This window comes from Pseudocitrobacter sp. CD920760 (assembly GCF_057782505.1).
Map to the genome: position 1 here is coordinate 2,578,695 of NZ_CM173490.1, position 14,020 is coordinate 2,592,714.

The window sequence follows — 14,020 nt, forward strand, 5'->3', positions numbered from 1 at the left end:
CTGGACGGATGTCCAACTTTAATAAATGAGGGAGAGTTATGTTTCGTCAGTGGTTAGCGTTAGTGATTATCGTGCTGGTCTATATTCCGGTCGCCATCGATGCGACGGTGCTGCATGTGGCGGCACCGACGTTGAGTATGACGCTTGGGGCAAGCGGCAACGAGTTACTGTGGATCATTGATATCTACTCGCTGGTGATGGCGGGAATGGTACTGCCGATGGGGGCGCTGGGCGACCGCATCGGTTTTAAACGCCTGCTGTTGCTCGGCAGCGGATTGTTTGGCCTGGCGTCGCTGGCAGCAGCGTTTGCGCCCGATGCCGGTTGGCTGATTGCGGCGCGCGCCGTGCTGGCGATTGGCGCGGCGATGATCGTCCCGGCGACACTTGCCGGGATCCGCACGCTGTTTATCGATGCGCGTCATCGCAACATTGCGCTTGGCGTCTGGGCTGCGGTCGGTTCCGGCGGGGCAGCCTTTGGCCCATTGATTGGCGGCATGTTGCTGGAGCACTTCTACTGGGGCTCGGTGTTCCTGATTAACGTCCCTATCGTGTTGCTGGTGATGGCGCTTTCCGCGCGCTTCGTGCCGCAGCAGCCGGGCCGACGCGATCAGCCATTGAACCTGAGTCACGCCATTATGCTGATTGTGGCGATCCTGCTGCTGGTGTATAGCGCCAAGACCGCGATGAAAGGGCTGGTTACGCCGTGGGTTATCGGCGGGGCGTTCGTGACCGGCGCGCTGTTATTAACGATGTTTGTTCGTATCCAGCTTCGTGCGGTGAAGCCGATGATCGATATGCGTCTGTTCAGCCACCGCATTATTCTCAGTGGCGTGGTGATGGCGATGACGGCAATGATTGCGCTGGTCGGTTTTGAGCTGCTGATGGCGCAGGAACTGCAGTTTGTACATGGTTTCACACCGTTCGAGGCCGGGAAATTTATGCTGCCGCTGATGGTGGCCAGTGGTTTCAGCGGCCCGATTGCCGGTGTGCTGGTCGCGCGTCTTGGCCTGCGCACTGTGGCAACGAGCGGCATGGCACTGAGTGCACTGAGCTTCCTCGGGCTGTCGATGCTGGATTTCAGCACCCAACAGTGGCAGGCGTGGGGGTTGATGGTCTTACTCGGGTTTAGCGCCGCCAGCGCCTTGCTGGCGTCAACGGCGGCGATTATGGCCGCAGCGCCGAAGGAAAAAGCAGCGGCTGCCGGAGCGATTGAAACCATGGCGTATGAACTGGGCGCGGGGTTAGGCATTGCCGTCTTTGGCTTACTGCTGAGCCGCAGCTTTTCCGCGTCCATTATTCTACCGGAAGGGCTGACGGGCGATATCGCGGCGCGCGCCTCGTCATCGATTGGCGAAGCGGTTAAAGCGGCGCAAATCCTGACGCCGACGCTTGCCGAGGCCACGATTAATGCCGCACGTACCGCGTTTACCTTCTCGCACAGCGTCGCGTTAAGCAGTGCCGGGATGATGCTATTACTGCTGGCGGTTGGGATGTGGTTTAGTCTGGCAAAAGCAGGTAAATCGTAAGAGAAGAAGAGGCTGCCGACGAGATGTCGGCAGCTTTGCGTGACGCTGTCACTTATCGCTGAGATCGCTCAACAGCACGGCAATACTCCTGCCGCCAATGGTTTGCTCAAGGGCAATCTTGACCACAATGGTGAGTGGTACCGAAAGCAGCATCCCCACGGGCCCAAGCAACCATCCCCAGAAGATCAACGACAGAAAGACCACCAGCGTTGACAGCCCCAGCCCGCGTCCCATGATGCGTGGTTCGAGGATATTACCGAACAGCAGGTTGATCAGCAGATATCCTGCCAGCACAATCAGCGCCTGATAAAATCCGCCAAAAACCAGCACCTGTAAAATCGGCGGGATCGCCGCCAGCACGGAACCGATGTTAGGGATATAGTTCAGCGCGAAAGCGAGCAGCCCCCAGACAAACGCGAAACGTACGCCCAGCGCTTCCAGCATGCCCCACGCCACCAGGCCGGTCACCAGGCTTATTGCCGTTTTAAGCACCAGATAATGTGACACGCTGTCGATCGCCCGCTGGATCGCCGCCATTCCTTCTGTCGGTTTGACCATCAGTTGCTGGAGTTTGGCCGGAAGCTGCGGCACTTCCAGTAGCATAAACACCACGGTTAACAACAGAAGAAAAATCGACGACATCGCATTAGAGAGCTGCGTCAACAGGCTGGTGACAAAGGTCATCGCGGCATTGGGGTCGATATATTTAATCAACTCATCTGCTGAGACCGTCACGCCAAAGCGCTCCAGCCAGGGCTGAATATTTTGCAGCGGCACATGTAAAGAGGAGCGGTACTGTGGCAACGTGCGCGCCAGCTCGTTAAGCGAGGTGCCGAGTGACGCCAGCAGCAGGACGGCAACCATAATAATCAGGCAGATCAGTAAAGAGATAGCCAGCACGCGGGGAATGCGCCAGCGGGTCATCAGCTGTACGACCGGGTTAAGCACCACGGCGATAAACAGCGCCAGCACGAAGGGAACGATGATATCCGCCGCAAAACGAATACCCGTCAAAATGATGACCAACATGCCCAGCATGATGACAATTTTTAATCCATTAAGCGTAATGATGGGCTTGGCCATAAGGGTTCCTGAAAAAAGTGTACAACAAGCCTGAATATCATAATTGCGAACGGTCTGAGAAGGAACTCACTTAGATCTAATATTTATGGTAAAGATCTGAAAATATTTTGAGTTAATCAGAAGGTTGTGCTAAAAATTAGCTGTGTTTAACTACCGAGGACAATTTTTTTCCGCAACGAAGAGAAGCAATACCGCGGATAATTGTATTTTTATGGACAATCAGTTCAAAACTTTCATTTCCACTCACACCGCTGTTTTACCTACCTCCAGCTCGCTCTGTGCAGAGCAGCACTGGCGCAACGCGCTTTAGTCTATTTCTTCTGCCTGAACTGACGCCCGCCGTCAGGACTCATTACAACCTGGATTTTACGGTTTGCACTTCGCTGTGAGCCGCAACGGAATATATTCTCAAGCAGGAGAAATAACATGTTTTACTGGATTCTTTTATCCCTTGCGATCGTCGCTGAAATTATCGGCACGCTGTCTATGAAATGGGCTGCTGTCGGTCACGGTTCTGCTGGCTTTATTTTGATGCTGGTAATGATTGCCATCTCTTATATTTTCCTTGCCTTCGCGGTTAAAAAAATCGCGCTGGGTGTGGCCTATGCCTTGTGGGAAGGCATCGGTATTTTGCTCATCACGCTGTTCAGCGTCATGTTGTTTGATGAAGCCCTGTCGGCGATGAAGATTGCCGGTCTGGCGACGCTGGTCGCCGGGATTGTGTTGATTAAATCCGGTACCCGCAAAGTGAAATCTCAGCCGGTGGAGGCTCACCATGCAACAGTTTGAGTGGGTTCACGCCGCCTGGCTGGGGCTGGCAATCGTGCTGGAAATTATCGCGAATATCTTTTTGAAGTTCTCAGATGGTTTTCGCCGCAAATTCTATGGTGTGCTTTCGATCTCCGCAGTACTGGCCGCGTTTAGCGCGCTGTCGCAGGCGGTAAAAGGTATCGATTTATCCGTGGCCTATGCGTTATGGGGTGCCTTCGGGATTATGGCTACGCTGGCAGCGGGCTGGATCCTGTTTGGTCAACGCCTGAATAACAAAGGCTGGATGGGGCTTGGCCTGCTGATAATCGGCATGGTACTGATTAAAATGGCCTGATGGATGGGCGCTGCGTTTGCCAGGCCTACGAAATGCAAAAGTGTTGTAGGCCAGGTAAGCGTAGCGCCACCTGGCACAAAGATTACTCTGTCGCCAGCGCTTCCAGCTTGTCGCGAAAACCCGTCACCGAAATGGCACGGTTATCCGCGCGCCAGCGATCTTTCGGCCCCGGAGCGGAACTCTGTACCGCAATCAATTGCCAGCCATTATCTGTCTTTAACATTAATGGCGAACCGCTATCGCCCGGTAGCGTATCGCACTGGTGCGACAGCACCGACGTTTGCGCCCATCCGGTGACCACGCAGTTTTGATGGCTGTAGAGCGAATCAAGGTGATCTTCCGGGTAGCCAGATTGCGTCACTTTACGGTCCGCTGCCTTTAATGCGGCGGTGAGGGCGGCTTTATCACCCTCAAACAGCGGCAGCGGCGTAATTCCCCCCGGCGGATAACGCAAAATAATTAAGCCAAAATCCCACGGCGCGGCGGCAGACGGAACAATCCAGCCATCGCCATCGGGCTTCAGACGCTTGCCAAGCGAAGGATCAACGCGACCTTCAATACCGTGAATTTCATAACGCCAGACGCCTTTCTGGGACACAAAGCGTAGCGCGACAGCTTTATCCGGCTTGCCATTGGGGGGCGTCAGTAAACAATGTCCGGCGGTTAACGCCAGATGGGGCGAAATGAGGGTGGCGGTGCACAGGTTACCACTGACGGTTTCCAGTTGACCGATAGCATCCCAGGGGGAATCTGTTGCATCGGTCACAAGGGTGCGATCGTCCTGACCGAAAAACAGCATTTTGACATCTTTCGCGCTCATGCCGCTATCGCCGTCATCCGCATGTACAGCCATCGACAGCGCGCTCAACGATCCCAGTAAAACGAAAACAGCTCTACGCATATCACTCTCTGGTGGGGTAATTATGATTATAAAAAGTTAAACCCAATGTGATTACTATAGACGGGACAAATGAAAAGGGGGAGCAAAATCAGCGAACTACGCTCAGTAAAGGAAAAACCTTGTCGCAATCAGTGCGCAGACGATGAGTAAAGCCAGGATGAGCTCGAAACGATAGCGCCGCAACATCATTGCTCTCCAGGAAAAAATCGGCGCTGAAACAGCGCCGATTTGTCATCGGAACGATACGAACGGTGACGATTATGCAGCAGGCTGAGCGGCTGGTTTAGCGGCTTCGTGTTTTACTGCTTTTTTATGATGTTTTTTTGCTGCCTGCGCTTTCTGCTCAGCAGCAGCCGGTTTTGCGGCTTCATGTTTTTTGTGTTTCTTAGCGGCTTGCGCTTTTTGTTCTACCGGTTTGGTTGCTTCAGTTTTAGCGGCTTTTTTGTGGTGTTTTTTTGCAGCCTGCGCTTTTTGTTCAGTGGCGGCTTTCTGGTGTTTTTTGTGATGCATGGTTTTTGCCGGTGCAGCTTTAGCGGTTGCGGTAGCAGCCGGTGCCGGAGCGGCGGTAGTTTCAGCAGCGAATGCAGCAGATGACAGACCCATAGCAGCGGCAACAACCAGAGCTAATACTTTTTTCATTCTCATACCCTCGAATTGGTTTTTTCATTCAACCCCACTGCGGGGCCGTTGAAAGAACTATATCCCTGAGTTATCAGGCTTTCCGTGAGTGATTGGTATCGGCGTGTAACGGAATGTACAACGCCGGAGGAGAGCCCTCCGGCGTGAGGAGAATTACAGATAGCGGGCGGTTAAATGTTCGCGGAAATAGCGGCTGTTCAGGTCTTCGCCAGTCGCCTGCTGAATAAGCTGCGAGGTACCGAAGCGGCTACCGTGCTGCCAGATATTCTGGCGCAGCCACTCGAACAACGTGCTGAAATCACCGCTGGCAATACGTGATTCGAGATCTGGCATTGCATTACGCGCGGCGTGCATCAACTGTGCAGCGTACATCGCCCCCAGCGTGTAGGACGGGAAATAACCGAAGCCGCCGTCGGTCCAGTGAATATCCTGCATACAACCATCGCGGTAGTTGCCTTCCGTCGAGAGCCCCAGCCAGTGACGCATTTTTTCATCCCACAGGGCGGGAATATCATCCACTTCAATTTCGCCATCAATCAATGCGCGTTCAATTTCGTAACGCAGGATCACGTGCGCCGGGTAACTCACTTCGTCGGCATCAATACGAATAAAGCCCGGTTTCACGCGCTGATTCCAGGCAACAAAGTTTGAGGCCTCAAACGCGGGCTGCGGGCCAAACTGTTCAACAACCGCCGGAAGCAAATGCTGAAGGAAGGCATCGCTGCGCGCCAGTTGCATCTCAAAGAACAGACTTTGCGATTCGTGGATGGCGGTAGAACGTGCATACGATACCGGCTGCCCCAGCCAGTTACGCGGCAGATTCTGCTCATAGCGCGCATGCCCGGTTTCGTGAATCACGCCGAACAGCGCGCTTAACAGGTCATGCTCATTATAACGGGTGGTGATGCGGACATCTTCCGGCACGCCGCCGCAGAAAGGATGCGCGCTGACGTCCAGACGACCGGCGTTAAAATCGAAGCCGAGGCGCTTCATCGCTTCCAGCCCTAACTGGCGCTGATTTTCAACCGGAAACGGGCCTTGCGGGGCGATCAGCGTTTTGCTGGCCTGTTTTTTTACCGCGCTGATTAACAGTTTTGGCAGCCAGGATTTAAGATCGCCAAACAACACGTCCAGACGAGCGCTGGTCATGTCGGGCTCAAAAATATCCAGCAGCGCATCATAAGGTGAGCAGCCTTTGGACTGCGCACGGATACGCGCTTCTTCCCGGCTGAGTTTGACCACTTCTTTTAAATTTTCCGCGAAGCCCTGCCAGTCGTTGTTCGGGCGCTGTGTCCGCCAGGCGTGCTCGCAGCGGCTACCTGCCAGCGATTTGGCTTCTACCAGGCTTTCCGGCAACAGGGCGGCCTGCTGATAATGACGCGCCATTTCACGCAGGTTTGCCTGTTCGAGATCGTTAAGATTTTCCTGTTCCGCGTTGCGCAGCCACTCAGCAACCTGTTTATCGGTCAGAATCTGGTGCTGTAACACGCCAAGTTCAGCCAGCGCTTCGCTACGCGCGTTGCTGCCGCCTGGCGGCATCATGGCAAACATATCCCAGCCAGCGATGGCGGAAAGGTGTGAAAAACGGGAGAGACGCTGGAAGGTGCGGGTGAGGTGTTGGTAGTTTTTGTTTTCCATAGTGCCCTGTTTTCTATGAAGGAGAAGGCGGCAGGCGCCGATAGATTCAGATCTATCACAGGGCGGTAAGCGGGCGCAAAAAATTCGCGCCCGTCGCCATCAATGCAATCGTTTATGCAGCAACGTTCCGACCAGTAGCGCCGCGACCAGCAGCAGAGCGATAAACGCGCCGACGCCATTCCAGCCGTAACGATGCCAGAACACGCCGCCGAGCGTCCCGGCGATGCTGGAACCCAGGTAGTAGCTGAAGAGATAAAGCGATGAGGCCTGGCCTCTGGCGCGACGCGCGCGCGGGCCAATCCAGCTGCTGGCGACCGAGTGCGCGGCAAAGAAGCCGGCGGAAAACAGCAACATGCCGGGGAAGATGACCCACAGCGGCGAGAAGAGCGTCAGCAGCAGGCCGAGCAGCATAACGCCGGTGAAGAAGATCATCACCGGGCCGCGACCGTAGCGGGCGGTCATCATGCCGGCTTTCGGTGAGCTCCAGGTCCCCGTGAGATAAGCGACGGAGAGCAGGCCAACCACGGCCTGATTCAGCGACCAAGGGGAGAGCATCAGGCGGTAGCCAATATAGTTAAACAGGGTGACGAACGCGCCCATCAGCAGGAAGCCTTCGACAAACAGCAGCGGCAGGCCGCGATCGTGCCAGTGCAGACGGAAATTAAGCAGCAGCGTTTTCGGACGCAGGGAGGAAGGGCGGAAATGGCGCGATTCCGGGAGGATCTTCCAGAACATAATTGCCGAGGCCAGCGCGAAGGCGCTGATCACCGCCAGAGCGATACGCCAGCCGAAGAAATCGGTGAAAACCCCGGTGAGCAGGCGTCCGCTCATTCCGCCAATTGAGTTACCGCTAATATAGAGGCCCATTGAGAAGGCGACGAAACTCGGGTGGATCTCTTCACTGAGGTAGGTCATGCCGACCGCCGCCACGCCGCTGAGCGATAAACCAATCAGCGCACGCATGACGAGAATGCCGTGCCAGCTGGTCATCATCGTGGAGAGCAGAGAGCAGCACGATGCCAGCAGCAGCGCCGTTACCATAACCTGTTTGCGGCCAATGGCATCGGAAAGCGGCCCGGTAAAGAGTAGCCCAATCGCTAACATCGCCGTGGAAATTGACAGTGAAATACTGCTTCCCGCAGGCGAGATACCAAACTCATGTGACAGCACCGGCAGAATCGGCTGAACGCAGTAGAGCAGGGCGAAGGTCGCCAGCCCGGCGGAGAAAAGTGCGAGGGTAACCCGAATAAACTGAGGTGTGCCGCGAGTAATAAACTGGTTCGGCCTGGATGGGGCATTGTCGCGGACGTCGATAGCCGGTTCGTTGTCTGCGGTGGTTGTACGGCTCACGGGAAGATCCTTGCGTAAAAACAAAAGGTAATAGCGACACAGGTCACATAATTAGAGTAGGAAATCGCGAATATTCTGTCTAATATATTAATAATCTCAATTGATATGTAACAAATATGAATATCGAGCTGCGTCATCTGCGCTACTTTATTGCGGTAGCGGAAGAGCTACATTTTGGTCGCGCCGCTGCCCGGCTTAATATTTCTCAGCCTCCGTTAAGTCAGCAAATTCAAATACTTGAACAGCAAATCGGCGCCCGTCTGTTTGCTCGCACCAACCGCAGCGTTAACCTCACGGCGGCGGGAAAGCAGTTTCTTGCCGATAGCCGACAAATCATGCTGCTGGTTGATGAGGCCGCCGCCCGCGCGGGGCGTTTACATCATGGCGAAACGGGCGAGTTGAATATTGGCTTTACCTCGTCGGCCCCCTTTATTAAGGCGGTGTCCGATACGCTCTCGACCTTTCGTCGTCGCTATCCCGATGTCCATATCCAGACGCGCGAAACCAATACCCGTGAGCAGATTTCGCCGCTAACCGAAGGTTCGTTAGATCTCGGTTTGATGCGAAATACGCAGCTTCCTGACACGCTGGTGTGGGAGGTGATCCTGCATGAGCCGCTGCTGGCGATGATTCATCATGAGCATCCGTTAGCGAATCAACGCGCCGTGAGCCTGACAGAGCTGGCCGATGAGCCTTTTGTTTTTTTCGATCCGCACGTGGGAACGGGGCTGTATGACGATATCCTGGGCCTGCTTCGCCGCTATGGCGTGACGCCGCGAATGACGCAGGAAGTGGGCGAGGCGATGACCATTATTGGCCTGGTGGCATCCGGGCTCGGAGTGTCGATTCTCCCGGCGTCGTTTCGGCGTGTGCAGCTGATGGAAATGCGCTGGGTGCCCATCATTGAAGAAGATGCCGTTTCAGAAATGTGGCTGGTGTGGTCTAAACATCATGAACTTAGTCAGGCTGCCCAACGCTTTAAGCAACAGCTGCTGGCTGCGGCAAAGATAAGCATTTCTGACGAAAAAGCATGAAAAAATGTGCGGCAAATCACAAGGCTAAGGAAAAATTTGGCGTACCCCATTGAAGTCCTTCACCATAGCCCTGAGATTATTTCGAAGCGCGAAAATAAAGGGAGTCTACGGTGGTAGCGGACAGTCAGCCAGGCCATATCGATCAAATAAAGCAGACCAATGCGGGCGCGGTGTATCGCCTGATTGATCAGCTTGGCCCGGTGTCGCGTATCGACCTCTCCCGGCTGGCGCAGCTGGCGCCGGCCAGTATTACCAAAATTGTGCGTGAAATGCTCGAAGCGCATCTGGTGCAGGAAACTGAAATTCAGGAACCAGGCAGCCGAGGGCGTCCAGCCGTCGGTTTGATGGTGGAAACGGAAGCCTGGCACTATCTGGCGTTGCGTATCAGCCGGGGTGAAATTCACCTCGCGCTGCGCGATCTCAGTAGCAAGCTGGTGGTAGAAGAGCGGCTCGAGCTGGCGCTTCAGGACCCACAACCGCTTTTGAACCGCATTATCACGCAAATCGATCAGTTCTTTATTCGCCATCAGGGCAAGCTGGAGCGTTTAACGGCTATCGCCATTACGCTTCCCGGCATCATTGATACGGAAAGCGGGATCATTCATCGGATGCCGTTCTACGAGGACGTGAAAGAGATGCCGCTGGGTGAAACGCTGGCGGCGCATACGGGCGTACCTGTTTATATTCAGCATGATATCAGCGCATGGACCATGGCCGAGGCGCTGTTTGGCGCATCACGTGGGGCGCGGGATGTCATTCAGGTGGTGATTGATCATAACGTGGGCGCGGGGGTGATCACCGACGGCCGTCTGCTTCATGCGGGCAGCAGTAGTCTGGTGGAGATTGGCCATACGCAGGTCGATCCTTACGGAAAACGTTGCTACTGCGGTAACCACGGTTGCCTGGAGACCATCGCCAGCGTAGAGAGCGTGCTGGAGCTGGCGCAGGTGCGAATGCATCAGTCGATGAGTTCGATGCTGCACCAGCAGCCGCTGACGGTGGAGTCGCTGTGCCTGGCGGCGGTCAAGGGCGATTTACTGGCGAAAGATATCATCACCAGCGTCGGTACCAACGTCGGGCGCATCCTGGCCATCATGGTGAATTTATTCAATCCACAAAAAATACTTATCGGTTCGCCGTTTAATCAGGCTGCCGATATCCTCTTCCCGGCGATCAGCGACTGTATTCGTCAGCAGTCACTTCCGGCTTACAGCAAGCATATCTCCGTTGAACAGACCCAGTTCTCAAACCGTGGCACGATGGCCGGGGCGGCGCTGGTCAAGGATGCGCTCTATAACGGATCGCTGCTGATTCGACTGTTACAGGGTTAACATTTTTTCACTGTCGCGCAAAAAATTGCGCTATCTCAAGCCGGGTTTCTGGTTCATCACGTAGACTTTCACCACTTTAAATTATTTCTGGTCTGTATATTTCACCGGCATAACTGTGGAGTTAGTAATGCTTAACCGTTTCTTTATTACTGGTACTGATACTTCTGTCGGCAAGACGGTGGTTTCCCGTGCGCTACTGCAGGCGCTGGCAGCCAGCGGGAAACGAGTAGCCGGGTACAAACCTGTGGCAAAAGGCAGCAAAGAGACCCCTGAAGGGCTACGCAACAAAGATGCGCTGGTGCTGCAAAGCGTGTCGTCGCTGGAACTGCCTTACGATGCGGTGAACCCGATTGCCCTGAGCGAAGAAGAAAGCAGCGTCGCGCATAGCTGCCCAATCAACTACACGCTGCTGTCAAACGGGCTCGCCAGCCTGAGCGAGAAAGTGGACAACGTGGTCGTTGAAGGGACAGGCGGCTGGCGTAGTCTGATGAATGACCTGCGCCCGCTTTCTGAATGGGTGGTTCAGGAGCAATTGCCGGTCGTGATGGTGGTCGGGATTCAGGAAGGGTGCATCAACCATGCGCTGCTGACGGCCCAGGCCATCGCAAACGACGGCCTGCCGCTGATTGGCTGGGTGGCTAACCGTATTAACCCGGGCCTTGCACATTACGCGGAAATCATTGATGTGCTGAGTAAAAAACTGCCCGCGCCGCTGATTGGTGAGCTGCCGTATCTGCCGCGCGCCGAGCAGCGTGAACTGAGCCAGTACATCAATTTATCCATGTTGAGCAACGTGCTCACGGTAGATCGAATCCTGGCGTAAGGTTCGCGACAGCACTGACGCCAGTACACAGGCAATCAATAAACCGGGCAGTACGCTATATTGCCCGGTCATTTCACAAATCATCAATGTCGACATGATCGGCGCATGCGTGGTTGCCGCCAGCAGCGTTGCCATGCCGCTCATCCCCAGTAAGACAGCCATTGACGGCTGATCGGGCAGCCAAATCCCGCACAGCTGCGCAAACAGCATGCCCACTGCCATTCCCAGAAACAGCGTTGGCGTAAACACGCCGCCCGGCGCGCCGGAGCCGCTACTGGCGAGGATCGCTAATAGTTTACAAATGAATATCCCTGAAATAGCGGCAAGCAACGGCGGGGACAGCAGCGAGGCATGGACCACGCTGTAACCATTTCCCCAGACCGCGGGCGTCAGTAGCGACAGCAGGCCAACAATCAACCCGCCGAGCGCCAGTTGCCAGGGCGGAGAGAGTTTCAGGCGCACAAAGAGGCTGTGTGTGGCATTCATTAACCACATCAATAACGGGCCACATACGCCCGCCAGCAGACCGGTGGCGATAATCAGCGCATAGGCCGTTACGTTGAGCGCGTGCGGCAGATTGACAACGTAGAGCGGTTCGCTGCCGCCACCGATCAGATGCGTGGTCAGCAATGCGACAACGGCAGACACCACGACCGGGCCAAGCGAGGCCAGAATCAATGTGCCAAACAGAATTTCGGCGATAAACAGGCTACCCGCCAGCGGTGCGTGGTAGGCGCTCGCCATCCCGGCGGCAGCCCCACAGGCAATCCATAATTTCCATTCGTCGCGTGCGGTAAATCGCTGAGCAAACCACGACGCTGCCAGTGCCGCCAGCAGGATCATCGCGCCTTCACGGCCAATGGCGCTACCGCTGACCACCACCAGTAACGATGCCAGTGATTTGACCAGGCTGGCGCCATAATCAAATTGCCCGTCGGTGCGCAGCGCTTCCATGTAGTCCGTGGGCGCGTGAGGCCGTTGTTGATTCAAACGCTGCCAGCCCCACAAGAGCATTCCCGCCGCAAATCCGCCAAGAGCGGGCGTCAGCACGCGCCGCCAGGCGGAAAGCCCCGTCGCGGCATTGACCAGGCTGCCGGTGTCATTGCTGAGAAACAGCCACTCCAGAAACAGCATGGCATGACGAAACCCTGCCACCGCCAGCGCGGCGAGCATACCGGTGATGGCGGCAAACAGCAGACGACGAAGCATAGTGCGCAGATCGGGATAAGCGTGAAGACGTTGCATGAGCGGTTTCAACACAAAGAAGTTCAGGCGGCTATTTTGCGGGGAAAGCAGGGGAGATGCAAAAGCTGTGGGTGCGGATCCCCCTCACCCTAACCCTCTCCCTGTACAGTCCGGGGACATAGTGAACACTTGTTCGGGGACATGGTAGACACTTACAACTAAGGCATAAGAACCCGTTTATGGAGTCGCTTATGCCCTGGGATGCGAGAGATACCATGTCATTACGTTCCGAGTTTGTTCTGTTCGCCTCGCAAGAGGGGGCGAACATCCGTTCCCTCTGCCGTCACTACGGCATTTCTCCCGCCACTGGCTACAAGTGGCTTCGCCGCTGGGCTGAGGAAGGCACATCCGGTCTTCTGGACCGTCCCCGAACGCCTCATTATTCTCCCAACCGCTCGCCCGACGACATCACTGACCTGCTGCGCATCGCCCATGCCCGTCATGAGCGCTGGGGCGCCCGCAAGATAAAGCGCTGGCTCGAAGACCAGGGACACCGTATGCCCGCCTTCAGCACCGTCCATAACCTGATGGCCCGTCACGGTCTGCTACCGGGCACGGCTCCGGGCATTCCGGCCACAGGGCGCTTCGAACATGACGCGCCGAACCGGCTCTGGCAGATGGATTTTAAGGGTCACTTCCCCTTCGGCGGGGGCCGCTGCCATCCGCTCACCCTGCTGGATGACCACTCCCGTTTCTCCCTGTGTCTGGCACCCTGCACCGATGAACGCCGTGAGACCGTGCAGCAGCAGCTGGTCAGCGTGTTTGAACGCTACGGGCTGCCAGACCGGATGACGATGGACAACGGCTCGCCGTGGGGCGACACCGGTACCTGGACGGCACTTGAGTTGTGGCTGATGCGCCAGGGCATCCGGGTGGGGCATTCCCGGCCATATCATCCGCAGACACAGGGCAAGCTGGAACGTTTTCACCGCAGCCTGAAGGCGGAAGTGCTGCAGGGTAAATGGTTCACAGACAGCGGTGAGCTGCAGCGTGCTTTCGACCACTGGCGTACGGTGTATAACCTTGAACGGCCCCATGAAGCACTGGGTATGGCCGTTCCGGCCTCGCGGTATCAGCCGTCTGTGCGGCAGTACAGCGACAGCATTACGCCACCGGAATATGATGAAGGGGTGATGGTGAGGAAGGTCGATATCAGCGGGAAGCTGAGCATAAAAGGTATCAGTCTGAAGGCAGGCAACGCGTTCAGGGGAGAGCGGGTCGGGCTGAAGGAGACGCAGGAGGATGGCTGCTATGAAGTGTGGTGGTACAGTACAAAAGTGGGGGTGATCGACCTGAAGAAAAAGTCGATCACCATGGGTAAAGGATGTTAAAAAGTGTTCACCAT

The 14,020-nt window shown here is 55.7% G+C and carries 15 protein-coding genes; 8 read left to right on the forward strand and 7 right to left on the reverse strand.

Features of this window, described 5'->3' with window-relative positions:
• The first annotated feature begins 38 nt into the window (after positions 1-38).
• Complete coding sequence (locus AC1MKH_RS12160; RefSeq protein WP_276221316.1) at positions 39-1,526, forward strand: MFS transporter; 1,488 nt, start codon at positions 39-41, stop codon at positions 1,524-1,526.
• Between the two features lie 48 nt (positions 1,527-1,574).
• Here the strand turns inward: AC1MKH_RS12160 and AC1MKH_RS12165 are convergent, their stop codons facing one another.
• The gene (locus AC1MKH_RS12165) at positions 1,575-2,609 is read right to left on the reverse strand and encodes an AI-2E family transporter (protein ID WP_276221314.1); all 1,035 of its coding nucleotides are present in this window, start codon (positions 2,607-2,609) and stop codon (positions 1,575-1,577) included.
• A gap of 211 nt (positions 2,610-2,820) precedes the next feature.
• On the opposite strand from AC1MKH_RS12165, the gene AC1MKH_RS12170 reads away from it, so the two are divergent.
• The 3 genes from AC1MKH_RS12170 to mdtI all read left to right on the forward strand — a co-directional run bounded on the left by AC1MKH_RS12170 (position 2,821) and on the right by mdtI (position 3,714).
• Positions 2,821-2,919 (forward strand): protein YdgV, encoded by a 99-nt coding sequence (locus AC1MKH_RS12170; RefSeq protein WP_442961958.1) that lies wholly within the window; start codon positions 2,821-2,823, stop codon positions 2,917-2,919.
• 116 nt (positions 2,920-3,035) lie between these two features.
• Positions 3,036-3,398, forward strand: coding sequence for a multidrug/spermidine efflux SMR transporter subunit MdtJ (gene mdtJ, locus AC1MKH_RS12175; RefSeq protein WP_108474201.1), 363 nt, complete (start codon positions 3,036-3,038; stop codon positions 3,396-3,398).
• Entirely contained in the window at positions 3,385-3,714 is a 330-nt protein-coding gene (mdtI, locus tag AC1MKH_RS12180; RefSeq protein WP_149463837.1) for a multidrug/spermidine efflux SMR transporter subunit MdtI, read from the forward strand. The genes mdtJ and mdtI overlap by 14 nt, the downstream gene beginning before the upstream one ends.
• Before the next feature lie 82 nt (positions 3,715-3,796).
• On the opposite strand, the gene AC1MKH_RS12185 is transcribed toward mdtI, so the two are convergent.
• The 5 genes from AC1MKH_RS12185 to AC1MKH_RS12205 form a co-directional block, all read right to left on the reverse strand.
• Positions 3,797-4,615 (reverse strand): trypsin-like serine peptidase, encoded by an 819-nt coding sequence (locus tag AC1MKH_RS12185; protein WP_276221309.1) that lies wholly within the window; start codon positions 4,613-4,615, stop codon positions 3,797-3,799.
• 102 nt (positions 4,616-4,717) lie between these two features.
• Positions 4,718-4,804, reverse strand: coding sequence for a small membrane protein YdgU (gene ydgU / locus AC1MKH_RS12190; protein WP_456154103.1), 87 nt, complete (start codon positions 4,802-4,804; stop codon positions 4,718-4,720).
• Positions 4,805-4,873: 69 nt separating this feature from the next.
• The gene (gene asr / locus AC1MKH_RS12195) at positions 4,874-5,254 is read right to left on the reverse strand and encodes an acid resistance repetitive basic protein Asr (RefSeq protein ID WP_276221308.1); all 381 of its coding nucleotides are present in this window, start codon (positions 5,252-5,254) and stop codon (positions 4,874-4,876) included.
• 153 nt (positions 5,255-5,407) lie between these two features.
• Positions 5,408-6,892, reverse strand: a complete 1,485-nt coding sequence (locus AC1MKH_RS12200) for a carboxypeptidase M32 (RefSeq protein ID WP_276221306.1) — start codon at positions 6,890-6,892, stop codon at positions 5,408-5,410.
• Between the two features lie 99 nt (positions 6,893-6,991).
• Positions 6,992-8,242 (reverse strand): MFS transporter, encoded by a 1,251-nt coding sequence (locus AC1MKH_RS12205; protein WP_276221304.1) that lies wholly within the window; start codon positions 8,240-8,242, stop codon positions 6,992-6,994.
• 116 nt (positions 8,243-8,358) lie between these two features.
• Here AC1MKH_RS12205 and AC1MKH_RS12210 point away from each other — a divergent pair, with 116 nt between their 5' ends.
• The 3 genes from AC1MKH_RS12210 to bioD all read left to right on the forward strand — a co-directional run bounded on the left by AC1MKH_RS12210 (position 8,359) and on the right by bioD (position 11,430).
• The gene (locus AC1MKH_RS12210; RefSeq protein ID WP_276221302.1) at positions 8,359-9,276 is read left to right on the forward strand and encodes a LysR family transcriptional regulator; all 918 of its coding nucleotides are present in this window, start codon (positions 8,359-8,361) and stop codon (positions 9,274-9,276) included.
• Positions 9,277-9,386: 110 nt separating this feature from the next.
• The gene (gene mlc / locus AC1MKH_RS12215; protein WP_276221300.1) at positions 9,387-10,607 is read left to right on the forward strand and encodes a sugar metabolism global transcriptional regulator Mlc; all 1,221 of its coding nucleotides are present in this window, start codon (positions 9,387-9,389) and stop codon (positions 10,605-10,607) included.
• Between the two features lie 127 nt (positions 10,608-10,734).
• Positions 10,735-11,430 carry a dethiobiotin synthase gene (bioD, locus tag AC1MKH_RS12220; protein ID WP_108474210.1) on the forward strand — a complete coding sequence of 232 codons (696 nt, stop codon included), beginning with the start codon at positions 10,735-10,737 and terminating at the stop codon, positions 11,428-11,430.
• Here the strand turns inward: bioD and clcB are convergent.
• Positions 11,383-12,675 carry a voltage-gated ClC-type chloride channel ClcB gene (gene clcB / locus AC1MKH_RS12225; RefSeq protein ID WP_276221295.1) on the reverse strand — a complete coding sequence of 431 codons (1,293 nt, stop codon included), beginning with the start codon at positions 12,673-12,675 and terminating at the stop codon, positions 11,383-11,385. The two genes, bioD and clcB, sit on opposite strands and share 48 nt — an antisense overlap.
• Before the next feature lie 191 nt (positions 12,676-12,866).
• On the opposite strand from clcB, the gene AC1MKH_RS12230 reads away from it, so the two are divergent.
• The gene (locus tag AC1MKH_RS12230) at positions 12,867-14,006 is read left to right on the forward strand and encodes an IS481 family transposase (protein ID WP_442961959.1); all 1,140 of its coding nucleotides are present in this window, start codon (positions 12,867-12,869) and stop codon (positions 14,004-14,006) included.
• Positions 14,007-14,020: the final 14 nt, after the last annotated feature.

Excerpts from the sequence above, each read along its gene's own strand:
- mdtI (WP_149463837.1), top strand. The coding sequence starts at position 3,385 with ATGCAACAGTTTGAGTGGGTTCACGCCGCCTGGCTGGGGCTGGCAATC.
- asr (WP_276221308.1), bottom strand. The coding sequence starts at position 5,254 with ATGAAAAAAGTATTAGCTCTGGTTGTTGCCGCTGCTATGGGTCTGTCA.
- AC1MKH_RS12200 (WP_276221306.1), bottom strand. The coding sequence starts at position 6,892 with ATGGAAAACAAAAACTACCAACACCTCACCCGCACCTTCCAGCGTCTC.
- AC1MKH_RS12185 (WP_276221309.1), bottom strand. The coding sequence starts at position 4,615 with ATGCGTAGAGCTGTTTTCGTTTTACTGGGATCGTTGAGCGCGCTGTCG.
- clcB (WP_276221295.1), bottom strand. The coding sequence starts at position 12,675 with ATGCAACGTCTTCACGCTTATCCCGATCTGCGCACTATGCTTCGTCGT.
- AC1MKH_RS12165 (WP_276221314.1), bottom strand. The coding sequence starts at position 2,609 with ATGGCCAAGCCCATCATTACGCTTAATGGATTAAAAATTGTCATCATG.
- AC1MKH_RS12230 (WP_442961959.1), top strand. The coding sequence starts at position 12,867 with ATGCCCTGGGATGCGAGAGATACCATGTCATTACGTTCCGAGTTTGTT.
- AC1MKH_RS12160 (WP_276221316.1), top strand. The coding sequence starts at position 39 with ATGTTTCGTCAGTGGTTAGCGTTAGTGATTATCGTGCTGGTCTATATT.
- mdtJ (WP_108474201.1), top strand. The coding sequence starts at position 3,036 with ATGTTTTACTGGATTCTTTTATCCCTTGCGATCGTCGCTGAAATTATC.
- AC1MKH_RS12210 (WP_276221302.1), top strand. The coding sequence starts at position 8,359 with ATGAATATCGAGCTGCGTCATCTGCGCTACTTTATTGCGGTAGCGGAA.
- AC1MKH_RS12170 (WP_442961958.1), top strand. The coding sequence starts at position 2,821 with ATGGACAATCAGTTCAAAACTTTCATTTCCACTCACACCGCTGTTTTA.
- ydgU (WP_456154103.1), bottom strand. The coding sequence starts at position 4,804 with ATGATGTTGCGGCGCTATCGTTTCGAGCTCATCCTGGCTTTACTCATC.
- bioD (WP_108474210.1), top strand. The coding sequence starts at position 10,735 with ATGCTTAACCGTTTCTTTATTACTGGTACTGATACTTCTGTCGGCAAG.